Origin of the sequence: Bacteroides sp. D55t1_190419_B8, from assembly GCF_015558905.1 — a bacterium.
GTDB classification, from domain to species: Bacteria; Bacteroidota; Bacteroidia; order Bacteroidales; family Bacteroidaceae; genus Bacteroides; species Bacteroides vicugnae.
The window spans coordinates 74,307-99,523 of the sequence record NZ_JADMOU010000005.1 but is presented as its reverse complement, the minus strand read 5'-3'; the positions used below and the strand labels follow the sequence as shown (position 1 = coordinate 99,523).

Here is a 25,217-nt window from a genome sequence, read left to right as displayed (position 1 = left end):
TGGGTTAATGTAGCTAAAATGCCTTTTAAAAGGCATTTTAAATCTTGTTTTGCAGCAAGATAACCTACAATTGCAGCTTGGATAATCAACTTGAATCAGTCGCTTTTCTTGGGCACACATTCGTGGGCTGTAGAGCCCACAGATGTAAACTATACAGCCCGCATAGGTGGGCTGTACGGCACACTTATGCGGGCTGAAGTCTTACTGCCTGCAAAGATACATTATCCTGCCTTTATTCGCAAATTTAGTAAGCATTATTTCTATAAAATAAAGTCGTGTGGCGTGGCAAATAAAAGCGGTGAAATTTGTTTGGGCGAAGAGCATGTTGTATCTTTGTATGGCTGTAGTGCAGCTTTCCTTTTACTGGAAATAATAATAAAAAAAGATGAGAATAACATTAGTCAGAGACGATGGCAAGGTAAAAACCTTACGGACGTTGAAAATGGAGCTCCTTTTGGAGCAGATGAAAACGGAAGTCAAGGCGCAGCCCGTCTCAAAGATGAGGGAAATATTGCGGTATACTCTTCCGGGAAATTCGATTGAAGAGGTGCGTAAAGTTCCCAAAGTGATGCCTGCCGCAGCTTTTGTCCGTAAAGAAGGGGTAATGACCCTGAATGAATATAACGGCATAGTGATGATGGAGGTCAATGATCTTTCGGGAAGAGCGGAAGCAGACGAAATAAAGGAACTGGTCAAAGAGTTTCCGCAAACATACCTTGCTTTCACCGGCTCTTCTGGCAAATCAGTAAAGATATGGGTACGGTTTACCTATCCGGACGACTGCTTGCCGACTTTACGCGAGCAAGCGGAACTTTTTCATGCGCATGCTTATCAGACGGCTGTGAAATATTATCAGCCACAACTTCCTTTTGATATCGAACTGAAAGAACCGTCGCTCGAGCAATATTGTCGGTTGACATACGATCCCGGACTTTATTTCAATCCGAAAGCAATGCCTATTTATATGAAGCAGCCCGTCGGTCTTCCGTCCGAAGCGACTTTTATCAAACGAACGCGAGAAACCGATTCTCCTTTGCAGCGAATGGCACCCGGATATGAAAATTATGAAGCATTATCAGTACTTTTCTCCGCTGCATTCAACAGGGCGCTCGAAGAACTGAACGGATATCGGGAGGGAGACGATCTGCAACCGTTACTGGTGTGTTTGGCAGAGCATTGTTTTCGGGCAGGTATTCCCGAAGAAGATACTGTGCGGTGGACAAGGGCGCATTATCGGCTCCCCTCGGATGAGTTGCTGATTCGCGAAACTGTGAAAAGTGTCTATCGTTCCGCAAAGGGATTCGGCAAGAAGAGTAGTCTGACGACCGAACAGCTCTTCGCCATGCAGATGGACGAGTTTATGAAGCGTCGTTATGAATTTCGATACAATACGCTGACCACGGAAGTGGAATATCGCGAACGAAATAGTTTTAATTTCTATTTTCGTCCGGTAGACAAGCGGGTGCTGGCGAGTATCACGATGAATGCCATGTATGAAGGGGTGAAAATGTGGGATAGGGACGTAATCCGCTATTTGGATTCCGATCATGTGCCTGTTTATCAGCCGGTGGAGGATTTTTTGTATCATCTGCCTCACTGGGATGGTAAAGACCGGATTTTGGAACTGGCTAACCGCGTTCCCTGTGATAATCCGCATTGGGCGCCGTTGTTCCGTCGGTGGTTTTTGAATATGGTTGCCCATTGGAGAGGGGTAGATAAGAAACACGCCAACAGTACGTCACCTTTGCTGATTGGCCCGCAGGCATATCGGAAATCGACTTTTTGCAGAATGCTTCTTCCTCCTGCTTTACAGGCGTACTATACGGATAGCATTGATTTCAGTCGGAAGCGGGACGCGGAGTTGTATCTGAATCGCTTTCTACTTATTAATATGGATGAATTCGACCAGATTAGTCCTACCCAGCAGGCTTTTCTGAAACATATTCTGCAAAAACCGGTGGTGAACACACGTCGTCCGAATGCTTCGGCGGTGGAAGAGCTTCGCCGGTATGCATCGTTCATTGCTACGAGCAATCATCGGGATCTGTTGACGGATACTTCCGGTAGTCGTCGTTTCATCGGTATTTATATGACGGGAGCTATAGATGTGTCGCGTCCTATTGATTATGAACAGCTTTATGCACAGGCGTTGGAGCTGCTTTATCATAATGAACGTTATTGGTTTGATTCCGAAGAAGAGGCTATCATGACGGAAAACAACCGGGAGTTTGAACAATCACCTGCTATCGAACAATTATTTATGGTTTATTATCGCGGGGCGGAAGAAGAGGAGGAAGGAGAATGGCTGCTGGCTATCGACATTCTGCGGCGGATTCAGAAAGCGAGTAAGATGACATTTTCTGCCAGGCAGGCTTCTTATTTCGGGCGTATCTTGCAGCGGCTCGGAGTGAAATCTAAACGGAAAACGTATGGTACGTATTATCATGTTATACCTTTGGAGGTAGAATAATCAAGTATGATAGATACCTCGTTTTTGATGGTCTAAGTATGATAGATACCGGAAATAATAGTTGTCTATCATACTTATTCTTTAAATTATAAGTGGTTTATAAAAATGAATGAGAGTATGATACTAGTTTTTTTACTTATAGAGAAGATATTTTTTTCTAATCTCTTTGTAATCCTGTAACTCTTTTTGCCAACTATTCCGGATAGCCTCTTCCGATTCCCCTTTGAGGATAGCCTTGCGTACGCTGTCAGTTCCCATCAGCAAATCAAACCATCGGGCACGGGAGAAGAAGGCTGCGTTTTCACCGGATAAGCGATAAAAGTTCAAGAAGTAGCGAAGCGTAAATCCATTCACATCGGTTACATTCCGGAGATCTTCCCCATAACAGGTGATACCTTTGTGCATTGGATTTTTGTCAAAACCGGGTAAGGAGCGGGGAGTAAAAGTGAAACTTCCGTATTTCTTATTAGGTGCGCCCAATACCTGGAAAGGAAAAGTTGTTCCTCGTCCCACGCTGATACGGGTGGCTTCAAAAGGACAGAGTGAGGCGTACAATCGGATAGACTGGTCGTTCGGGAGGTTGGGTGACGGTTTGATGGGAAGTGAATAAGGTTCTCCATGTTTCCACCCGATCATTGGAATTACCTTTAATGAACAAGGATTTTTCTTGTTGGCAATCCATCCTTCTCCGTTTATCATCTGTGCCAGTTCGCCGATAGTACATCCGTGAAGTACAGGAATGGGAAGCATGCCGACAAAGCTCCGGTAGGCAGGTTTGAGTATCGGACCATCCACATAGTCGCACGGATTAGGGCGATCCAGTACAATCATTTCTTTCTTGTTCTCTGCGCAAGCTTCCATCACGTAATACATCGTGCTTATATAGGTATAAAAGCGTGCTCCTACATCCTGAATGTCGAATAAGATCACGTCAACATCTTTTAGTTGGGTGGCAGACGGCTTTTTGTTATCACCATAAAGCGATACGATAGGAATACCGGTGCGGGAATCTTTTCCGTCTTTCACCGTTTCACCCGCATCTGCATTACCTCGGAAACCATGTTCGGGGGCAAATACTTTGACGACCTGAACATTTCTTTTTAATAAGGTGTCGAGAAGATGAGTTTGCTTTGCCCCTACAACGGAAGTGTGGTTGACTACCATTCCGACGCGTTTTCCTTTCAACAACGGTAGGTATTGATCCATCTGTTCTGCTCCCGTGACAATTTGACTGTTTACACGCATTGGAAACAGCATAATGAACAGAAATATAAGAATGAAGAAAACTCTAGTTTGCATATCGGTGATTTTTTTTGTAATATTGCACAAAAATATTAATTTCTCGTCAAGAGAGCAAAAAATAAAGCACATGAATCCATACGAAATCATTGATAAATATTATCCGGAGAATACGCAGCAGAGACAAATATTAGTAATACACAGTTTGGCAGTGTCCGGAAAAGCAATGAAAATGCTGGATGCTCATCCCGAGCTACGTTTGAACCGGAGCTTTGTGAAAGAAGCTGCTCTGTTGCATGATATTGGTATTTTTCAGACCGATGCTCCAACCATTCAGTGTTTTGGTCCCAATCCTTATATCGCTCACGGATATTTGGGAGCAGAAATCTTGCGGACGGAAGGTTTCCCCCAACATGCATTGGTGTGTGAACGTCATACGGGAGCCGGACTTTCGTTGGAAGATATCATTGCCCAGCAACTTCCCGTTCCTCATCGTGAGATGTTACCCGTCACTTTGGAAGAACAATTAATCTGTTTTGCGGATAAATTCTTTTCTAAAACCCATCTGGATGAAGAGAAAACAGTGGAGAAAGCCCGGCAAAGTATTGCAAAATATGGTGAAGAGGGTCTAAGTCGCTTTGATAGATGGTGTTCTCTCTTTTTATAGCACTAAAAAATAATTAAATAACGAAGATTCTGACTCATATTTGATGAAGTTTGCGTACTTTTGCCACTTCAAGCGTAAACTATTAGTTAATGGCGCCATTGAAAGCAAAAATACTTATATCATTCATACTGCTGATTGTCTTACTGATGCTTCCCGATGAGGCTACGTCTCAGCGTCGAAGAAGAGGAATGATTGCCTCCAATACCGCACAAACGGATTCCCTTCAAGGAAATGATTCGTTGAGAGCAGATACGGTAACGGTACGCATTGATTCCATCGCACCGGTAAAGAAGAAACAACCACTCGATGCACCGGTTGTTTATGAATCCAACGACTCCACTGTCTTTACTTTGGGAGGAGCTGCTACACTTTATGGTAGCGGAAAAGTTAATTATCAGAACATCGAACTCGCTGCGGAAGTTATTTCGATGAATCTGGATAGTAGTACTGTGCATGCATACGGTATCAAGGATACTACCGGAGTGGAAAAAGGTAAACCGGTATTTAAAGAAGGAGATACCTCCTATGATACGGAAACCATCCGATATAATTTCAAAACCAAGAAAGCGGGAATTACCGATATCGTCACCCAGCAGGGAGAAGGATATGTGACCGGAAGCAAGGCGAAGAAAGGAGCTAATGATGAAATTTTCATGGAGCATGGGCGTTATACAACCTGCGATCATCATGACCATCCTCACTTCTATATGCAGTTGACGAGAGCTAAAGTGCGTCCTAAAAAGAATGTGGTGACAGGACCTGCCTATCTGGTAGTGGAAGATGTGCCTTTGCCGTTGGCCGTACCGTTCTTTTTCTTCCCATTCTCCAGCAGTTATTCTTCCGGTTTCATTATGCCGACTTATATGGACGACTCCAGTCGTGGTTTCGGTCTGGCAGAAGGAGGATATTATTTTGCCATCAGTGATATTATGGACTTGAAGATGACGGGTGATATCTTTACGAAAGGCTCATGGAGATTATCCGGATTGACAAATTATAATAAACGCTATAAATATTCCGGTACGCTGCAAGCGGACTATCAGGTCACCAAGACGGGAGATAAGGGTATGCCGGACTATACAGTTGCTAAGGACTTTAAGGTAGTATGGAATCATCGCCAGGATGCTAAAGCCAGTCCGAACAGTACATTCTCCGCTAGTGTAAACTTCTCAACCAGTAGTTACGAACGTTCCAATATCAACAACCTTTATAATTCGCAGTTGTTGACTCAAAATACCAAAACATCAAGTATCAGTTATTCTCGTAGTTTCCCTGATATCGGTCTGACCTTATCCGGAACCACCAATATCGCACAGACGATGCGTGACTCTTCGGTTGCAGTCACTTTGCCTGACTTGAATATTACATTAAGCCGTCTGTTTCCGTTCAAACGCAAGAAGGCGGCAGGAGCTGAACGCTGGTACGAAAAGATTTCCATTAGTTATACGGGACGTCTGACAAACAGTATCCGTACAAATGATAATCATCTGTTTAAAGCCGGAATAAGTTCATGGGAAAATGCGATGAATCATAACATTCCTATCAGTGCTACTTTTACGTTATTCAAATATTTGCAGGTTTCTCCTTCGGTCAATTATACAGAGCGTTGGTATACTCGTAAGATCAATCAGCAATATAATGAGGTCGATCATAAGTTGGAGGCATTGCCGGGTGATACACTGAACGGTTTCTACCGGGTATCCAATTACTCGGCAAGTTTGAGCTTGAGTACGAAAGTGTATGGTATGTACAAACCTCTTTTTGCTAAAAAGAAAGAGATACAGATTCGTCACGTAGTTACGCCGCAAGTAAGTCTTAGCGGTGCTCCGGGATTCAGCAAGTATTGGGAAGAGTATACCGATTATAATGGCAATACGCAATATTATTCTCCTTTCACCGGTCAACCTTATGGTGTACCTTCGCGGGAAGGATCGGGAACAGTCAGCTTCTCTATTTCTAATAACTTAGAGATGAAGTACTACGATGCAAAGAAAGATACACTTAAAAAGGTTAGTTTGATTGATGAATTGGGAGCAAGTATGTCTTATAATATGGCTGCCAAAGAGAGGCCTTGGAGTGATTTAAGCATGAACCTACGTTTGAAACTGACTAAGAATTATACGTTCAACATGAACGCATCGTTCGCTACGTATGCTTATACATTCGATAAAAGTGGTAATGTAGTAACCAGTAACCGTACAGAATGGTCGTATGGTCGTTTTGGACGTTTCCAGGGATATGGTTCTTCTTTCAATTATACCTTCAATAATGACACATGGAAGAAATGGTTCGGTCCGAAAGAGGGGGATGAAAAAGGGAAAGATAAGAATAAGTCGGAGGATAGCGATGATGAGGAATCCGATGGAACGGAAGGAGATGGCACTACGCCTAAGAAAGTAGAGAAAGCACAGGCTGACCCGGATGGTTATCAGGTATTTAAGATGCCTTGGTCATTGAGTCTTAGCTATTCGTTTAATATCCGTGAAGACAGATCGAAGCCTATCAACCGTTATTCCATGCGATATCCTTATACGTATACGCATAATATCAATGCAAACGGAAATATAAAGATTTCTAATAACTGGTCGCTCTCGTTCAACTCGGGCTATGATTTTCAAGCTAAAGAGATTACCCAGACTTCTTGTACAATATCCCGTGACTTGCACTGTTTCAACTTGTCCGCCAGTCTTTCTCCTTTCGGACGTTGGAAATATTACAATGTAACAATCCGTGCGAATGCAAGTATTCTGCAAGACTTGAAGTATGAACAGAGAAGTCAGACGCAAAGTAACATTCAGTGGTACTAGGATAAATTGAGAGTTGAGAATTGAGAATTAAAAAATAAGAATAAAGTGCAGGGTATTAAATTCGGGTGCTTTAATGAGATTGAAAAAGGGACTGTCTGGCAAGTTGAAGACAGTCCCTTTTTTATGTTTGAGCCTCAATGTTTATTTACCAATTGATTTCCGTTTCTCCGTGTGCTTTCAGATAATCGTTTGTACGGCTGAAATGTTTGTTTCCAAAGAAGCCGTTGTAAGCAGAAAGAGGAGAGGGATGGGCGGAAGTGAGTACCAGGTGTTTGTTACGGTCGATAAACGCTCCTTTCTTTTGAGCGTATGATCCCCACAGGATAAATACCAGATTTTCTTTTTCTTCTGCCAAAGCACGGATTGCAGCATCAGTAAATGTTTCCCAGCCACGGTTCTGGTGTGAACCAGCTTGGTGAGCACGTACGGTCAGCGTAGCGTTGAGCAACAATACTCCCTGTTCTGCCCAGCGAGTCAGATTTCCCGTAGCAGGGGCATCAGTGCCAATGTCGGCTTTAATTTCTTTAAATATGTTCACTAATGAAGGAGGGAAAGGCACCCCGTCGTTTACAGAGAAACAAAGGCCATGTGCTTGTCCCGGTCCATGATAGGGATCCTGCCCTATAATCACAACTTTCACTTTATCAAAAGGACAAAGGTTGAAAGCATTGAAGATCAGTTTTCCCGGAGGGAAAATCTGATACTGGCTATATTCGCTTTTGACGAAATCGGTCAGCGTGCGAAAGTAGTCTTTGTCGAATTCTGGTTCTAAATGAGCTTTCCAGCTTTCTTCAATCTGTACGTTCATAGTCTATTATATAAGGTGTATATCAAGTTCTTCACATTCTTTGCGCATATCTTCGGGCCAGATACTGGCTTGTATTTCTCCGATGTGAGCTTTGCGAAGGTAGAACATACACAGGCGGGACTGTCCGATACCTCCTCCGATAGATAGAGGGAGAGTGTCATTCATCAATCGCTTGTGGAAATAAAGTTCCAGCCTTTTTTCTTCTTTTTCTTCTTTCAACTGACGTTGCAAAGCTTCTTTATCTACACGGATTCCCATGGATGACAATTCGATGGAGCGTTGCAGTACATCGTCCCACAGCAGAAGGTCGCCATTCAGTCCGGGCAGGTCGTTCAGTCCTTTGGTGGTGTAGTCATCGTAGTCTGGTGCACGTCCGTCGTGCTTCTTGCCATCACCAAGTTGACAGCCTATTCCTATGATAAACACAGCTCCGTATTTCTGACAGATGGCGTGCTCGCGGCATTTAGGTTCCAAGTTCGGATAAAGCTGGCGCAATTCCTCTGAATGAATGAAATGTAGCTTTTGTGGCAGGCAAGGTTTGATTTGCGGATACATTTCATATACCATATATTCTGTGCGGATCATAGCCGCATAAATACGGTTGACGATTTCCTTTAGGAAGTTCACAGTCCGGTCTTCATTGGTGATGACACGTTCCCAGTCCCATTGGTCTACGTAGAGAGAATGCAGGTTGCCCAGTTCTTCGTCTGATCGGATTGCATTCATATCCGTATAAATACCATATCCCGGTTCAATGTGATAGTCAGCTAAGGTCAACCTTTTCCATTTAGCCAATGAATGAACCACTTCGGCTTGCGCATCGCCCAGATCTTTGATCGGGAAAGAAACAGGTCGTTCTATTCCGTTCAAATCATCATTGATACCCATTCCTTTCAATACGAAAAGAGGGGCAGTCACACGTCTAAGGCGCAGTTCGGATGACAAGTTTAATTGGAAGAACTCTTTTATTTGCTTGATTCCCAGCTCGGTCTGTTTGAGGTCGAGTAGCGGCTTATAGTTCTTAGGTTTTATCAAGTAACTCATAGGTTTGTTAAATGTTAATTGTCGGCAAAGATAGGAATAAAATTGATATATGTAATGGGTATTGTCTAAAAGATTGTCAATTTGATAAAGTAAATGCTCTAAAGCATTTCAAAATAACAGTCTCCTAATATAGGGAAGTACCTTAAGAACTATAAAAAAAGGAGAATCATTAGGAAGATGAGAAGATTTTTTATACTTTTGTCCTCGCATTTAGAAAGAATGGCCCCGTAGCTTAGTGAATAGAGCGTCAGATTCCGGTTCTGAAGGTCGTGCGTTTGAATCGCACCGGGGTCACAGAAAAATCCCTTGATAATCAGTTGATTATTGAGGGATTTCTGTTTCTACTCCTGTGTGAATAAGGCTGGAAAACTAGCTTAAAGTCCATTGAAATGGATCGTTGTTGGCTAATTGTTGGTGTAAATGAAGACCTAACATGCTGACATTCAGGCTAGAAAATAGAAAGAGTAAAATGAAAAGCTTAGTACACATATCTGTATAACTTTTGAGGGCATTTCATTCTTAGTATTCTTTCTTTTATCTCGTAAGAGGTTCTGTTATTAGTCTTTCTTTGTATAAGAGTTACAAACTAATCGTCTATTTGGGTCATCCGGAAAATCCGGATTAGTTATTTGATTATAAAATTCCCAGTCTCTTTCAAGTCTTTGGGCTACATCTATATTGGCCGTATGGCAGATGTATTTTTTATTTGCTACATCCAGAATACCATAGGTAAGAATATCCTTTTCCTTTCCCTCCTTATTTTTATATACGCTTTTGACCAATAATATCTTATATTTTCCGTCTTCCCGAGTACAGTATTCTTTATTGGTTTCAAGAGTATATGTACCGGAGACATCTGTAAAATCATTGGAGGCCATTTCTACGATAATCTGTTTGGGCTCTCCTGTTTCCGGAGTGTTGTTGAGTCATCGTTGCATGCGGATAGCAAGATGACGGATAAGAATAATAGTTTAAGTAATTTCATCTTTATATTTTATTTGTTTTTGATCCTTTTTTTTAGTCCAGTATATTCAATTGAGATTATTTATAGTGCAAATGTACAGTTTTTGTATGATATAAAAGCGGTAATGGATAAAATAAATATGTTTCATATTCTTGATATTTAGATTAATAATCCTTGGATAGTCAGTTGTGTATTTTACTTTGCATTTTCTCAAACACAGTTAGTTATTATTGTATGTAGTTGTATAATTTAGCCTAAATAGAAAGAAAAAGTTGATTTAAATAAAATATTTCTTGTGAGAAATGCTAACTTTGTAGATATGAAAAAGTAAAGAACGATATTCTGTAGTAGTATGTTCATAGCTTTCCAGATGTAGACATTTGACGATAAATTATATTAATCCCAATAAATATAAATAAGAATGGAAGAAGCTAGAAAAAAGAAATGGGCTAGTATTGCACTGGTTATCGGAGCTATTGGTTTTATCATTATTGTGATTTACTTTACAGTTATTTCAAGTCTCAACATGTAAAACAGATCATTATGGCATTGAAAAATTAAAGCTTGGACATTTCGTTTGAATCTGTCCAAGCTTATTTTTTATGATTCCGGATGATTGACCTGCCTTATGGTAACGCTTTCTCTTTAGCTTCTTGAAACCTGAAGTCCCTTATCAGAAAGAGTCATTTCTACAAAACGAGCACGGGAATTAGGGGCTTGTTCCGTTAGTATCCGTCGGATTTGTCCGGCTGCCTGCGGGTCTTTTGCTACCATATATAGATACCCCCCGCCACCTGCACCGGGGAGTTTGTATCCCAGGGTATAATCCTTGATTTTCTCAATAATGGCTGCTACTGCCGGTGGATTGGTTCCGCAATCTAATGCCTGATTCTGTATCCAGGTTTTGCCGACCAAACGACCGAAACTTTCGAAATTACTACGTAAAATAGCTTCACTCATATCCATTGCATGAGCTTTCATTTCGGCCAGCAAACTTAGATGCGGACCGGAATTGAGGAACATGGAACTGACAATCTCTGCCAAAATACTTTTAGCAGTACGAGTAATTCCCGTATAATATAACAGATGACAGTCGCGGTAATCAGGATGAACAAAGAGCTGATCGGGTAACCAGCGTACTAACGGATTCTGTTCGAAACCTGCTTCGGATTGAAGCAACTTAATACCGGAAAAGACACCGCCATATTGATCTTGCCAACCTCCTCCTGTGGTCAGGAGCTGTTCTAATACTAATGTGTAACTGCATATATCATTTTTATCCCAAGCCAGTCCGCAGAAATCATTGATTGCTCCGAGCACGGTAGATGCCAGTATGGAACTGGTTCCCAAGCCAGAGCCTGCGGGAATAGCAGCCAGTAGAGTAATTTCGATTCCTGAACCGAAATCTTCCAGCTGTTTAGCTAAAGAAGGATAAGATTCCGTAGAGAATGCCGGTGCAAAGCCCGCCAATGTAAGGGCGGCTTTCGGGATGGAGAATGGAGAACCTACCTTTTTATAATCTTGCAGTTCCTCGTAATTCCTTATCACTTCCATTGCACCCATGTCGATAGAGCGAAGAGTGATGTGATATTCCTTGCAAGGTTTCACATATACTTGTAGCGGCGGTTGGCCGTTCAGCTCGATAGCAAGATTTACAACACTTCCTCCTGAATAAAGAGAGTAGGGAGGTGTGTCTGTCCATCCTCCGGCCACATCAATACGCACAGGACTGCGTCCCCATACGATTTGGTCGGAATAAACATTGAGTATGGGATGACTTTTACGTTCGCTCATTATCCCCAATAAACCGTCGCGAAGCAGTTGAAAAGCTGCCTGTTCCTCTTTGGCACAATCCTTGTTTTCACGTAGTTTCATGATACGTGCACGAAGCATCCGGTTGTGTATCCGTAACATGGGGGCGGCATCTTCTTTCAATACGTCAGGCATATCTAAATTGAAACGTACAAATTCATTTGCGGCATCCAGCAAATCGAGTTGATAGAACACACTCTTCTCATAATTGGCTGCCAGTCCTTTCCAGTTCTCCTTGCGGAAAGCATTGCGTTGTTCGTAAAGACGCTTGAGGTTGGCGCTTGCGGATATTTCGTCTGCAGAAACTTTCTCTGCTTTCAACCAAAGTTTTTTCCCTTCTTCCAGTCGTGGTTCCGAGGTCATCCAGCGTACTAATATGCCTAAATCTTCCACAGAAGCTACTTTAGGGAAGATGGATGCCGATTGTAAATCATCTGTACGCCCTTTTATATCCTCCCAGGTAATTCCTCTATCTTCCATCCAACGGGTAAAAGGAATATTAAGATAAGTAGTCGTTATTTTGTCCAACGCTCCTTTGAATACATCATCCAATCCATACGGACGCGCAACAAACTCATTCTCACCGATAGGAATAATGTCGATGCAAACCCCATCCGGCAAATTGATGCTCCACTGATTTTCAGGAACTCCTGTAATAATCTGGCGGGAACCTAATTTCCATTCCTTTCCCACATGGCTATTCTCAATCCATAAATTGGCGTTGTCGGCAGAAAGAGAAATTTGTGTGATGGAATTCTGTATAAAGATAGCCGGATTCGGCTTTACTTTCCGGTGCATGATTCTTCTTTGGTCCCGTACCTTATCCTGTATGGCTAAAGTAGAAGAAATCAGTTCGTGACTTGTGCCGTAATGATAGAATTCTCCACCCGGCAACGGCAATATAGCTACGGACAACTGATTGATTTCTTCATCTTCCGTTTTAGGATGCTCTCCCAAAGCCAAACCATAGTCCGAGTATAAGTCATAATAAGTAATATCCTTCGTACCTTTTTTCAACGACCGTTTCATCAATACTTCTATGGCGCGGTCACTCAAAATCCAGATACCGATATCCATCAGGAAAAGATGAGTTTTCGACAATCCTTCCAACTCTTCCAGAGAAGGTTTCTGCAACATGAAGTCGAGTACCTCCGGTTTTTTCCGGTCGGAAACAAACACGCCATGATGAGTTGCCAATGACGGATTCACCCACAGCCCGTAGCATACTACGTCTGCGTTCGGAATATCCTGAAGCGGTTTTTCCGAACGGATATATACATCTCCGCTAGCAATCAGCGTATTCAGACCGGCCGGAGCCTGATTCATAATCCTTTCATAGAGCGGGAGCTGCAATGACAACAGATTCTGTCCCAGCTTTTGTCCTCTTTCCCAACTGAAGATCGGGATAGGAGTTAATATTTTGCCGGAAGGGCCGTAGCTGGGTAGCCGACGGCTTTGTCCGCCTGCATGGAGCAATATTCTTTTTTCATGTCCTATCCAGTTGCTGAAAGACTCTTGTGGAGCGAATGCCTGATGGCAAGCTTGCAATAACCATGTAGTTCCGCCGCCGGAGCCTAGTTTGCTCCCTATGGGGTCTGATGTACAAAACCAATCGGTATGGTTAACTTCTTCCAGTTCGTGGAAGCAATGGATCAAATTGGGTGGTAAAGATAATAACTTTTGCATAGTAGAATCTGCGTTGGCTTAGATAGAATCTAAGCGAATTAAACTCCCGTAAAAATACTATTTATATTCCTGCTTTTCAATATTTCTCTCCTGTTTTGAAGAATAAATTTTCTTTTCAGCTTTTAGATGTCATTTTCAGTCATCATGTCCCAGGTGTCATTAAGTGCCTGCATGGATGGAAATAATAAATCAGCCCCGGCATCCAGCAACACTTGCCCGTTCAAAGGACCCGTATTGACTGCTATGGTGAAAATACCCGCGTTGTGTCCGGCTTCCACTCCTAACGGAGCGTTTTCTACAACAACAGCTTCATCCGCTTTGATCCCTCCTTTTTTCAAAGCCATCAGATACGGCTCGGGATTGGGTTTGCCATATTTTACATCGAACGCTGTAACCATCAGTTCTTTGTGAAACATTCCCGGATAGTGGTGTTCCAACCGTTCGAGCAGGGATAACTGACCGGAACCGGTGACCACCATCGGAATCAGACCGTCCTTCTTCACTTTTTGCAGCAACTCCCATGCACCGGGCATAGGCTTTGCTTCAGGATATGAATTGAACAAAACACTTTTCTCCTGATAGATACTTTCTATTTCCTCTTGTGTGGCTTCTCTACCCAATTCACGTTGAAAAACAATATTGATTGTTGAGGCTCCTGTCCGTCCTTCATGCATATATGCTTCTTCGCGACTAAGAGTGAGCCCATGAGATTTCATTACTTTATGCCAGGCTTCCGAATGGTAAGGCATAGAGTCAAAAAGTACGCCGTCCATGTCAAACAGGACGGCTTTCAGTTTCTTTTTCATACTTTGTACGTTGCGGAATCTTTTTAAGATAATATTTTATTTTTCTATAATCATTTTCTTTAGATCGGACTGGGGGATAATCACATCATATTGTTTTCCGGAATCCTTACCGATATATCTGTAAGCAATGTTTTTATTGTTCTCCACACAGGTTTTTATGAATATCTGGGTGGCAGGATCGGTCTGACTTGCCAGCGTTGACACAATACCCTCTTTCACTTCTGCTGCGTTTTCTTCAATCTGGCTGATAGGACACAACTTTTCGTCCACACTGCATATATAAACAACCGATTCACCTATGACTTCGATCTTTTCGACAATGACCTCTTCACTGGCCTGCATTGGAAATTGCAGATTCGCCATTTTCAATTGCGCTTCAAGCTTTGTCTGTCCGCTTTGTGCCGGGTCGGCATTTGTGTTGATCACCTCTTTCAATTCTTCGGCAGTAAGTTCGCAAACCGCTTGTTCGCCCGACTTATTTCCTACAAATATCATGTGTAATCCGGAATTACACTTAGCCATCAACTTCAGCATTTCCTTTACATCAGCAGCCGGATTCTGAAACATCATTTTGATCGATGATTTCATGCTTTCCGGATTATCTTTCAATATCTTAATATTGGTAATTTCCTCGTTCATGTTGAGAGTGTACACTACGTTATCTCCGTCGTAGATGATGCTGGTAATCTTGCCGACTTCCCCCATGTCCAGCGGGCACTGTTTGTTGGCTATCCCGATCACAGTTTTGAGTTTGGCTTCCTGACAACCGGTCATGACTATCATTAGCAATGATATGCTACATAGTAGCATGAGTCCATTGGACTTCTTTAATAAATTTCCTGCCATTCTATTTGTTTTTTAAGTTTGATTCGCTTCATCTACAACTGTATACGAGGCAAAGATAACGATAAAAAATGAGAGATAAGTTAGAAAAGGAAGATAGTTGTAAATGATGCTCCCAAGCGATTAACTATATAATTATTTGCTGTTTAGAGGAATATGTGTATTTTTGTAACGTTATAAACTCGACGATAGCATGAAAAAGAGAGTATTATTGTTGCTACCATTGTTTTTAGGTGCCTGCTCTGATAGTGGAGAAAGTCCTGTTATCAAGATAGAAAAGCTTTATGCAAAGATCGAATCGGACGGTGAAAATACCAGTTCCGGTGAAAAGGACTATGCGAATCAGAGGGAGGAGTTGCCGGCCTTGAAAGTGGGAGATGAAGTGAAAGCCTTTCTGCTTTTGGATGGAAATGGGGCAGAACTGAAAACCTTTAAACTTCAGAATGACGATGAAGTGGATACTAAACTCTTTTATGAGCAAACAGAAGTATCTACGGAGGGAAACTTGACGGATGTGGAGAAAGGACAGCTCCGTTTTAAGGATGGGGTGTCAAAGGCCAGAATTATGGTTATGGCGACCATTAAACAAGTCGATAAGAACGGTGATGTAAAATTAGAGTTCTATCTTTCTTCCAAAGCCGAATGTGAAGGAGCACAGGAAGAAATCGGCTTGAAGACGAAAGCCGAAGATGATAAATAAGAGTAATAATAAATAATGAACGGTGAACAAATCCATGCATATAGCATAGTTGTTCACCGTTCATTGTTTATAGTTTACCGTTTATAAAACGTTCTTGATTTATAGTTTTGCACGGATTGCTTTGGATTCCTCTTCATAACCCGGTTTGTCCAGCAAGGCAAACATATTCTTTTTGTATGCTTCCACACCCGGTTGGTTGAATGGGTTCACGCCCAGCAAATAACCGCTGATACCACAAGCCTTTTCGAAGAAATAGAGCAGACCACCGATGTTGTATTCGCTCAATTCCGGAAGTACGATGCGCATATTAGGTACACCACCGTCTACGTGAGCCAGTTGTGTTCCCAGTTCGGCCATCTTGTTTACTTCGTCCACACGTTTGCCGGCTAAGAAATTCAAGCCGTCCAGATTTGCTTCGTCAGAAGGAACTTCCAGTTTGTGGTTAACCTTCTCTACTGAAATCACAGTTTCGAAGATAGAACGTTCGCCTTCCTGAATCCATTGACCCATAGAATGAAGATCTGTCGAGAAATCTACCGATGCGGGGAAGATACCCTTATTATCTTTTCCTTCCGATTCTCCGTAAAGCTGTTTCCACCATTCGCTTACATAGTGCAGTTTCGGGCAGAAGTTAACGAGGATTTCGATCTTCTTGCCATTTCTGTACAACTCATTGCGGGTAGCAGCATAAATAGCAGCCGGGTTTTCAGCAAATGCAACGTCCGATCCGCATACTTTTTCCATATCGGCAGCACCGGCAACCAGTTTGTCGATATCGAATCCGGCTACTGCGATAGGCAGCAAACCAACCGGAGTCAGTACAGAGAAACGTCCGCCTACGTTGTCAGGGATGATAAATGTTTTATATCCTTCTTTGTCAGCTGTAACACGGGCAGCACCTTTCTTTGCATCCGTCACTGCAACGATTACTTTCTTTGCAGTTTCTTTGCCGCGCTGATCTTCGCATTGCTTTTTCAGTAAACGGAAAGCAAGAGCAGTTTCCGTAGTAGTTCCTGATTTAGAAATATTGATGACACCGAATTTCTTATCTTTCAGATATTCAGTCAGTTCATACAGATAATCTTCGCTGATATTGTGTCCTGCATAGATCATGACAGGAGCCGTTTTCTTTTCCTGTAGCCAAGTGAAGCTGTTAGACAAAGCTTCGATTACGGCACGGGCACCCAGATAGCTGCCACCGATACCGGCAACGATTACTACTTCACAGTTATCTCTTAATACTTTTGCTGTAGCGTTCAGGTCGGCCAAGTGTTCTTTAGTGATAGAAGAAGGCAAATGCAACCATCCTAAAAAGTCATTACCTTTGCCTGTACCTTTTTCAAGCATTTCCTGTGCGGCTTTTACTTCAGCTTCGTAAGCAAAAACCTTTTCTTTGGAGATAAATCCAAATGTCTTTTCAATGTTTAAACTAATCATATCGTTCTTGTTTAAAGATTATCTAAAAGAGTCAGTCAGCAATTTAATCTCGATCATTGGTGAGATGCGTTCGTACAGGATGTTGTACACGGCGTCCAGTATCGGCATATTGACATGATGATGCTTATTGATTTCTTTGATACATTTCGTACCATAGTAACCTTCCGCAATCATTTCCATTTCAATTTGCGCACTCTTCACGGAATACCCTTTACCTATCATCGTTCCGAAAGTCCGGTTACGGCTGAAGTTGGAGTAACCGGTCACCAATAAATCCCCCAGATAAACAGATTCATCCACGTTTCTGTTCAACGGATGCACCGTGTTCAGGAAACGGTTCATCTCCTGAATGGCGTTAGAGATCAATACAGCTTGGAAGTTATCGCCATATTTCAGTCCGCTACAGATACCGGCAGCAATGGCATACACGTTTTTGAGTACCGAACTGTATTCGATACCCGCCACGTCATCACTGACAGATGTTTTGATGAAGCTGCTTCCCAGACGACGTGCGAAGATACGTGCTTTGTCTTTATCAGGGCAGGCGATAGTCAGGTAGGAGAGGCGTTCCAAAGCCACTTCTTCTGCGTGGCAGGGACCTGCAAGGACTGCTATGTTTTCTGGTGGCACACCATATTCTTTTGTGAAGTATTCCGATACAATAACGTTGTCATCGGGTACGATTCCTTTGATAGCGGTGATAATGAACTTATCCTTAATCTTCATTTTCAGCTTTTTCAGATGTGCTTTCAGATAAGGCGAGGGGGTGACAAAAATCAGTGTATCGGATTCTTTCACAATATCATTGATATTGGAACTGAAGTTGATACGCTTTGTGTCGAATTTCACCCCTGTCAAATAGGCCGGATTATGTCCTAATCGTTTAAAATCGGCAATGCGGTCGTCTCGTCGCATATACCAATTAATAGAATCTTCCTGCGCCAGACACATCTTTGCGATGGCTGTGGCCCAGCTTCCTCCGCCCATTATCGCTATCTTACCGGGTAGTTTCATTTGTTTAATTAAAAATTAAGAATGAAGAATGAAGAATTATGAATGAAAAGCCGAAACGATTCTCCATTCTTAATTCTTCATTCTTAATTTATTTAAGTTTATTTATCCACTCGGTCACGTCGTTTACGGACGGATTGGTCAGTTCTAATTTATATTTCTTGTTAATGCCACAGATATCCTGGTGTAGCTTCTGCGGATTGACATCTTTCATGTCGGCAACTGTGTTGTAACCGGCTTTTTGAATTACCGGAACCCAGTCTTCTGCGATTCCCAATTCCATGTATCTGGCAGCAGCGTCTTTTTTCACTACTTTTTCCGGGCGCATTTGCGGGAAGAACAATACTTCCTGAATGGTAGTCTGTCCGGTCATTAACATCACCAGACGGTCGATACCGATACCGATACCCGATGTAGGAGGCATACCATATTGTAAAGCGCGCAGGAAGTCCTGATCGATAATCATCGCTTCGTCGTCTCCTTTGTCGGCCAAACGCATCTGCTCTTTGAAACGTTCTTCCTGATCCAGCGGATCGTTCAATTCCGAGTAGGCATTAGCCAGCTCTTTACCGTTCACCATCAGTTCGAAACGTTCGGTCAGTCCCGGTTTAGAGCGGTGCATCTTGGTCAGAGGAGACATTTCAACCGGATAATCGGTGATGAAAGTCGGCTGGATATATGTGCCTTCGCAGAATTCTCCGAAGATTTCATCAATCAGCTTGCCTTTACCCATCGTCTCGTCGATTTCTTCCATCTTCAGTTCCTTGCAGACTTGACGGATTTCCTCTTCGCTCTTGCCGTTCAGGTCATATCCAGTCTTCTCTTTGATGGCATCCAGAATAGGCAGACGGCGGTAAGGAGCTTTGAAGTTGATGGTTTTTCCGTCAACCACTGTTTCTGTGCTACCGTTCACTGCGATACAAATACGTTCCAACAACTTTTCGGTGAAATTCATCATCCAGTTGTAATCCTTATATTGTACGTAGAGTTCCATACAAGTGAACTCCGGGTTATGGGTTTTGTCCATACCCTCGTTACGGAAGTTTTTACCTATTTCATATACACCTTCAAAACCACCTACAATCAGTCTCTTCAGATAAAGTTCTGTTGCGATACGTAGGTAAAGATCCATATCCAGTGAGTTATGGTGAGTGATGAACGGGCGTGCGCTTGCTCCACCGGCAATAGATTGCAGAATCGGAGTTTCCACTTCCGTATAACCGGCTTCGTCCAAAGCATTGCGCAATGTTTTCACCACAGTGGCACGTTTCAGGAATGTTTCTTTGATACCGTCGTTCACTACCAGGTCCACATAGCGTTGGCGATAACGGAGTTCGGGATCTTCAAAAGAGTCATAAGCTACCCCGTCTTTGTACTTAACGATAGGCAACGGTTTGATAGACTTTGCAAGTACAGTCAGCTTCTTAGCATGGATACTGATTTCACCCATCTGCGTGCGGAACACGAAACCTTCGATACCGATAAAGTCACCTAAGTCGAGCAGGCGTTTGAATACAGAGTTGTACAGTTCCTTGTCTTCTCCCGGGCAGATATCATCGCGGGTGATGTACACCTGAATGCGACCTTTAGAGTCTTGCAATTCAACGAAAGATGCTTTACCCATCACGCGGCGGCTCATGATACGACCGGCTACGGAAACTTGGCGTGGCTCCTCATCGTCTTTAAATTCAGCTTTAATATCTGTAGAGAAAGCATTGGTTACATACTCTGCTGCTGGGTACGGATCAATACCCATCGCACGAAGCTCATTCAGGCTGTTGCGTCGAATGATTTCCTGTTCACTTAGTTCTAATATATTCATTTCGTTACGTATTAACTCAATTTTGGAGGCAAAAATACGAAACTTTTCTCATATATCCTGTAATCCATCTCTTTTTTGTATCTTTGCCGCCTCAAACTAATAGGTATGACAGGACAAAAGACACCCACTGCGTTGGGTACGGAAAAGATTGGGAAGCTTTTAATGCAGTATGCCATTCCGGCAATTATCGCCATGACGGCGTCTTCTCTTTACAATATGGTAGATAGTATTTTCATCGGTCACGGGGTGGGTGCGATGGCTATTTCCGGATTGGCGTTAACTTTCCCGCTAATGAATCTTGCCGCGGCTTTCGGCTCGCTGGTCGGTGTCGGTGCGGCTACATTGATTTCGGTGAAGCTGGGACAAAAAGATTATGATACCGCACAGCGGGTTTTGGGAAATGTGTTTGTTTTAAACCTTATTATAGGTATCTCTTTTACGGTAATCGTTCTTCCTTTTCTCGATCCGATACTTTACTTTTTCGGGGGAAGCGATGAAACGGTGAAATATGCCCGTGAATTTATGCAGGTTATCTTGCTCGGAAATGTGGTTACCCATTTATATCTGGGACTGAATGCGGTGCTTCGTGCTTCGGGCCATCCGCAGAAAGCGATGATGGCAACAATAACGACAGTGATAATCAATATATTGCTTGCGCCATTGTTTATTTTTGTATTCGACTGGGGAATCCGTGGGGCGGCTACGGCTACGGTTTGTGCACAGTTGATCGCATTGGTCTGGCAGCTTCATTTGTTCTGCCGCAAAGACCAACTGATACGGTTGAAAAAAGGTATTTTCCGTTTGAAACGGAAAATCGTGCTGGATTCATTGGCTATCGGTATGTCTCCCTTCCTGATGAATATGGCTTCTTGTTTTATTGTGATTCTGATTAATCAGGGGTTGAAAGAATATGGAGGTGATTTGGCAATCGGTGCATTCGGTATTGTCAATCGCATCGTCTTTGTCTTTATTATGATTGTGTTGGGATTGAATCAGGGGATGCAGCCTATTGCGGGATATAATTTTGGTGCGAAGCTCTATCCCCGTGTGACGAAAGTGCTGAAAGCAACCATTTGCTGTGCGACTGTAGTGACGACGATTGGTTTCCTGATAGGTATGTTCATTCCGGAAATCGTATCTTCCATCTTTACTTCGGACGAAGAATTAATCAATATTGCTTCTAAAGGTTTTCGTATTGTGGTATTTTTCTACCCGATTGTTGGTTTTCAGATGGTAGCTTCCAACTTCTTCCAGAGTATCGGAATGGCAAGTAAAGCCATTTTCTTGTCGCTGACGCGGCAGATGTTATTTCTGGTTCCCTGTTTGTTGATTTTGCCTCATTATTATGGACAAATAGGCGTTTGGGCCAGTATGCCTGTGGCAGATTTGGCGGCTAGTCTTATATCCGGAGGTATGTTGTGGTGGCAGTTCCGGCAGTTTAAGAAAGTAGCTTAATACATAGGATAGTAAAAGCCGGTTATTGAAAAAATCACTCAATAACCGGCTTTTACTATTGATACATTGTTCACATTTAGTAAGCACCTGACAATTTATATAATTCGCTTCCTGCCAATAAGAAAGCACCTACGCCATATACATCTGTTGCATCGAATCCGGCAGCTTTGGGTGCGGCACCAACAGGTTGTATATATCCCAACTTTCCATCAGAATGAACAGCTTTTACCAATGATTGCCAACCTTTTTCAAGTACAGGTTTGTAGGTTCGTTGGGGCAGGTAGCCATTACGGATTCCCCAGGCAATGCCAAAACACATAAAGGCAGAGCAACTATTTTCGGGCATATTATACGAATCAGGATCTAGTAAGCTGGTACGCCAGTCCCCGTCTTTGCATTGAGTTTTACGAACTGCTTCCGCCATTTCAGTAAATAGCCGGATATAGTAGTCACGTGAAGAACAGTTGAGAGGCAAATTGTCAACAATAAGAGGAAGTCCGGCAAATACCCAACCGTTACCTCTTCCCCAGAATTGTTTACTACCATTTTTCTCACGGAGGGGAATTCGTTTATTATCTCTATAAAAAAGATGTTCTTTCTTGTCATATAGTGAGTCTACACACTCTCTATATTCACTGTCCATATAATTCAGAAAGATTTTATCTCCGGTTATCGTGTATAGAGCCGCATAAACCGGAGGCGCCATAAACAAGGCGTCCGACCATGACCAACGTTCCGTTGTTCCCACGGCATCTGTCTTTTGTAGCGGAGCTTTCGAAGGATGGGAAGCCACATAATAAGCGCGTTCCATTACCGGTTGTAGCATACGCTTATCATCGAATCTGCGATACATCTCGATGAAAGCCTGCCCTACACAAATGTCGTCGGCATGATATACACGGTTCCACATATCCCAGTTATGTCTTTCACCAATAGTGCGGACAAAATCATAGCAGGACTGATTTCCGGAGACTTTTCCCCATTCAGTCATTCCGCGATATAAAGCGCCGTTTGTCCAGTCTAGTGGATTATGTTTTACTTCGTTGTGATGGCTAATTTGCCACTCGGATACGGCATTACAAACTTTAGTAATATCTTCTTTTTCCATCTTTGATGAAAAAAGCTGTTGAGCATTCAGGGTGCAATTTATTGATACTAAAAATAAGGCAAGAATCTTTTTCATTTATCATCTATTTTATCGGGGTTCTATAATTTTATTGCTTTATCCAATTTTACATCCGGATTACCTGACCAAATCTTTTTCCCTGTCCATTCCGCATAAGGGGCACTCCAGAATTCATCAGTGGCGGGAAGTCCCAATGCTGTGAATACAGTAGAGCATAAATACAGGCTACCAGTAGAAATGTATCTTTCAGCGATTGAAGGTTGATGTCCGGCAAACCCTAAAGTCAGCCATCCATGTTCGTCGAAATTTCCTTTTATAGCCAGATGTCTTTTTATGACAGCTGTTAGTCCGCATCGGACTTGTGCTTTAGTAATGGTAGTTGGCAGCAAATCATTTAGGGCTGCCAGTGAAAGTACATGGAAAGTTCCAAAACGATATGCTATAGAGCGTCCGGTTACAGGATATGCTCCATCCGGAGAGATCATTCTTTCCTGTTGTTCCGCATATCGGGAGAAACGTTGCCGTTCTTTTCTATAGAAGTCGACTTCGCCTTTACTGTGTTTTTGCATGATTTCCAGAACGTCTAAAAGCATTGGATGAATGACAAAACTATTATAGTAGTCTATATGTAGATTTGCTCCGTCACCATACCAGGCATCGCCTTTGTACCATTCCTTGAATCGCATGACAGCATACTCAATAGGATGCATATTGCATTTACCTGTTAATTCCAGCAAAGTAGCTTCGACCATAGCAGAAAAGAGTAACCAGTTGCTTTCTACCGGTTTAATCTTACTTACCTGTTGTAAGGCGTTTAGGATATTCTTTTGGGTTTCAGATGATAGTTTACTCCATATTTGTTTCGGAGAACGCAATAGTCCCTGACAAAAGAATGCAGTATCTACCAGAGGTTGCCGAGTGACTGTAAAATTCAGATAATCCGGAGATTGGGGATTGAATCCGTGATTGATGGACTCAGTCATCAGGCGGATATATTTCTCACGTATTTGTCCTTCTTGTGTATTGTCCGGGCCGAGTTCCAGCCAAGGGGCCATTCCTACAAATAAGCGTCCTAAAGCTTCCAAATGAGTGGTACGCGCATTGGATGGATTAGGCATACCGGAGATAGTCTCTACAGGCATGTTCTTTTTTAGTTCTCCTTTACTCATATTATTTAATAATGGGTCTGCAATTTGAGATAACATGTTGACCCAATATGCCCTGTCTTCCTGTCCTGAAGTTGTTTGTGAATAACCTGTGAAGTTAAACATCAGAAAGGGAATAATCAAAATACTATATCTCATGATTTTATTTTATGGTTTAATAAACTTGTCTATTGGAAAATCTATACCGCCAAATGCTTTTATACTTGTCCATGGTTCAACCGGGTTGCACCAAAAAGGGTTATTGGCAGGGAGTCCTAAGGGCAGGAAACCTAATGCACATAGATAAACACAAGGAGTAGACAGATAAATATCTCCTAGTTCTGGTTGTTCGCCACAAACTCCGATCGTCAGCCAACCTTCTTTATCGAAAGTTCCCGGCTGCTCAAAAAGACGCTTAAGCATGGCTGTCATGGCTCCACGTACTTGTCCGGGCTTCAATGATTCCGGGAGTTTTTCGAATAAGGCACATGCCCCCAACACTTGGAATGCTGCTGAACGGTAACTGACTGAACGGCCTAGTATCGGATAGCTGCCGTCGGGAGCTATCATGCGCTCTTGAATTTCGGCGTAACGAATAAATCGTATCCATTCTTCATTCAGAAATGACTGGAAAGATGGCCTCTGTTTTACTGTCACTTTCAGGATTTGCAGTAACAAAGGATGGATAACATAGCTATTATAATAATCTAAATGAAAATCTGCTCCATCTCCATAAACTCCATCTCCTTTATACCATTCTCTATGAGAAGTCAAGGCTCTTTCTACTGTCGGAAAATTCCATTCTCCGGAAAATTCTTTTAATCCGCACTCCACCATGGCAGAAAATAACAACCAATTGTTATTTCCCGGTTTCATCGTACGGGTCGATTTCCACTGTTCAATGAGTCTTTTGCGGGTGGTGTCATCCAGATTTCCCCATAACTGTGTAGGTGCTTGCAATAACCCTTGTATTAAGAATGCACTGTTTACTAATATCTGACGGGTAGCTGTGCTGTTGAAATAATCATTTGATTTCGGGTTTACAGAGTTTGCCAGAGCCTTGCACGTCATTTTAATATATTTTTCACGTAGCTTGCCTTCTGGAGTATTGTCTGGTCCAAGTTCCAACCAAGGTGCTATTCCTGCGATGGTTCTGCCTACAGCCTCCATATGAGTGATAAACTCCCGACTGCTGGCTAAAGCTGATGACGAACGCCCGACAGGAATATTTTTTTTCAGTTGGTCTTTGCTAAGATTGCTTATCACCGGATCAGCTATTTTCACGAGTGTCTGAATCCAATATTGTCTGTCATCATTAAGCGTATCACGTACTTGTGCATATGGCATAGTAGAAGTTGATTGATACTTTTTCATC

General features: G+C 42.5%; 17 protein-coding genes, 1 tRNA gene and 1 pseudogene. 6 read left to right on the top strand and 13 right to left on the bottom strand.

Translation table 11 applies throughout. The features are described 5' to 3' along the window. Positions 1–385: 385 nt before the first annotated feature. Positions 386–2,470, top strand: coding sequence for a BT4734/BF3469 family protein (locus tag I2I13_RS06400; protein WP_195649129.1), 2,085 nt, complete (start codon positions 386–388; stop codon positions 2,468–2,470). A 132-nt stretch (positions 2,471–2,602) separates the two neighbouring features. Here I2I13_RS06400 and I2I13_RS06395 read toward each other — a convergent pair whose 3' ends face one another. Beyond that, positions 2,603–3,769 (bottom strand): exo-beta-N-acetylmuramidase NamZ domain-containing protein, encoded by a 1,167-nt coding sequence (locus tag I2I13_RS06395; protein ID WP_195649128.1) that lies wholly within the window; start codon positions 3,767–3,769, stop codon positions 2,603–2,605. A 70-nt stretch (positions 3,770–3,839) separates the two neighbouring features. Here I2I13_RS06395 and I2I13_RS06390 point away from each other — a divergent pair, with 70 nt between their 5' ends. Both I2I13_RS06390 and I2I13_RS06385 read left to right on the top strand, forming a co-directional pair. Beyond that, positions 3,840–4,376, top strand: a complete 537-nt coding sequence (locus tag I2I13_RS06390; RefSeq protein ID WP_195649127.1) for an HDIG domain-containing metalloprotein — start codon at positions 3,840–3,842, stop codon at positions 4,374–4,376. 89 nt (positions 4,377–4,465) lie between these two features. Further along, positions 4,466–7,183 (top strand): putative LPS assembly protein LptD, encoded by a 2,718-nt coding sequence (locus tag I2I13_RS06385; RefSeq protein WP_074638687.1) that lies wholly within the window; start codon positions 4,466–4,468, stop codon positions 7,181–7,183. Between the two features lie 145 nt (positions 7,184–7,328). Here the strand turns inward: I2I13_RS06385 and ung are convergent, their stop codons facing one another. Continuing rightward, on the bottom strand, positions 7,329–7,991 hold the full coding sequence (gene ung, locus I2I13_RS06380) for a uracil-DNA glycosylase (RefSeq protein ID WP_074638686.1): 663 nt from the start codon (positions 7,989–7,991) through the stop codon (positions 7,329–7,331). A 6-nt stretch (positions 7,992–7,997) separates the two neighbouring features. Then, positions 7,998–9,035: an aspartate--ammonia ligase gene (gene asnA / locus I2I13_RS06375; protein WP_074559127.1), complete on the bottom strand. Its 1,038-nt coding sequence runs from the start codon at positions 9,033–9,035 to the stop codon at positions 7,998–8,000. A gap of 221 nt (positions 9,036–9,256) precedes the next feature. Between asnA and I2I13_RS06370 the strand changes: the two genes are divergently transcribed. Then, positions 9,257–9,329 (top strand) — tRNA-Arg (locus I2I13_RS06370). Positions 9,330–9,592: 263 nt separating this feature from the next. Here I2I13_RS06370 and I2I13_RS06365 read toward each other — a convergent pair. The 4 genes and pseudogenes from I2I13_RS06365 to I2I13_RS06350 form a co-directional block, all read right to left on the bottom strand. Continuing rightward, the gene (locus I2I13_RS06365) at positions 9,593–9,913 is read right to left on the bottom strand and encodes a hypothetical protein (protein WP_229128578.1); all 321 of its coding nucleotides are present in this window, start codon (positions 9,911–9,913) and stop codon (positions 9,593–9,595) included. Positions 9,914–10,644: 731 nt separating this feature from the next. After that, a pseudogene (locus I2I13_RS06360) lies at positions 10,645–13,500 on the bottom strand (bifunctional fucokinase/fucose-1-phosphate guanylyltransferase); the annotation flags it as partial. Positions 13,501–13,619: 119 nt separating this feature from the next. Beyond that, positions 13,620–14,303, bottom strand: a complete 684-nt coding sequence (locus I2I13_RS06355) for an HAD family hydrolase (RefSeq protein ID WP_004312359.1) — start codon at positions 14,301–14,303, stop codon at positions 13,620–13,622. A gap of 36 nt (positions 14,304–14,339) precedes the next feature. Continuing rightward, on the bottom strand, positions 14,340–15,149 hold the full coding sequence (locus I2I13_RS06350; RefSeq protein WP_195649125.1) for a hypothetical protein: 810 nt from the start codon (positions 15,147–15,149) through the stop codon (positions 14,340–14,342). 190 nt (positions 15,150–15,339) lie between these two features. Here I2I13_RS06350 and I2I13_RS06345 point away from each other — a divergent pair, with 190 nt between their 5' ends. Further along, entirely contained in the window at positions 15,340–15,846 is a 507-nt protein-coding gene (locus I2I13_RS06345; protein WP_195649124.1) for a DUF5035 domain-containing protein, read from the top strand. Positions 15,847–15,945: 99 nt separating this feature from the next. Here I2I13_RS06345 and I2I13_RS06340 read toward each other — a convergent pair whose 3' ends face one another. From I2I13_RS06340 to lysS, 3 genes are all read right to left on the bottom strand, one after another. Beyond that, on the bottom strand, positions 15,946–17,283 hold the full coding sequence (locus tag I2I13_RS06340) for a glucose-6-phosphate isomerase (RefSeq protein WP_004299377.1): 1,338 nt from the start codon (positions 17,281–17,283) through the stop codon (positions 15,946–15,948). 18 nt (positions 17,284–17,301) lie between these two features. Further along, complete coding sequence (locus I2I13_RS06335) at positions 17,302–18,297, bottom strand: NAD(P)H-dependent glycerol-3-phosphate dehydrogenase (protein WP_148365204.1); 996 nt, start codon at positions 18,295–18,297, stop codon at positions 17,302–17,304. 88 nt (positions 18,298–18,385) lie between these two features. Then, the gene (gene lysS / locus I2I13_RS06330) at positions 18,386–20,116 is read right to left on the bottom strand and encodes a lysine--tRNA ligase (RefSeq protein ID WP_195649123.1); all 1,731 of its coding nucleotides are present in this window, start codon (positions 20,114–20,116) and stop codon (positions 18,386–18,388) included. 105 nt (positions 20,117–20,221) lie between these two features. On the opposite strand from lysS, the gene I2I13_RS06325 reads away from it, so the two are divergent. Then, a complete protein-coding gene (locus I2I13_RS06325) occupies positions 20,222–21,571 on the top strand; it encodes an MATE family efflux transporter (RefSeq protein WP_195649122.1) in 1,350 nt (449 codons plus the stop codon). Positions 21,572–21,647: 76 nt separating this feature from the next. On the opposite strand, the gene I2I13_RS06320 is transcribed toward I2I13_RS06325, so the two are convergent. The 3 genes from I2I13_RS06320 to I2I13_RS24695 are packed head-to-tail and all read right to left on the bottom strand — an operon-like array spanning position 21,648 to position 25,189. After that, positions 21,648–22,754 (bottom strand): glycoside hydrolase family 105 protein, encoded by a 1,107-nt coding sequence (locus tag I2I13_RS06320; RefSeq protein ID WP_148365201.1) that lies wholly within the window; start codon positions 22,752–22,754, stop codon positions 21,648–21,650. Between the two features lie 23 nt (positions 22,755–22,777). Beyond that, complete coding sequence (locus I2I13_RS06315) at positions 22,778–24,001, bottom strand: DUF2264 domain-containing protein (RefSeq protein WP_195649121.1); 1,224 nt, start codon at positions 23,999–24,001, stop codon at positions 22,778–22,780. A 9-nt stretch (positions 24,002–24,010) separates the two neighbouring features. After that, positions 24,011–25,189, bottom strand: a complete 1,179-nt coding sequence (locus I2I13_RS24695; RefSeq protein ID WP_308167054.1) for a DUF2264 domain-containing protein — start codon at positions 25,187–25,189, stop codon at positions 24,011–24,013. Between the last annotated feature and the right edge of the window lie 28 nt (positions 25,190–25,217).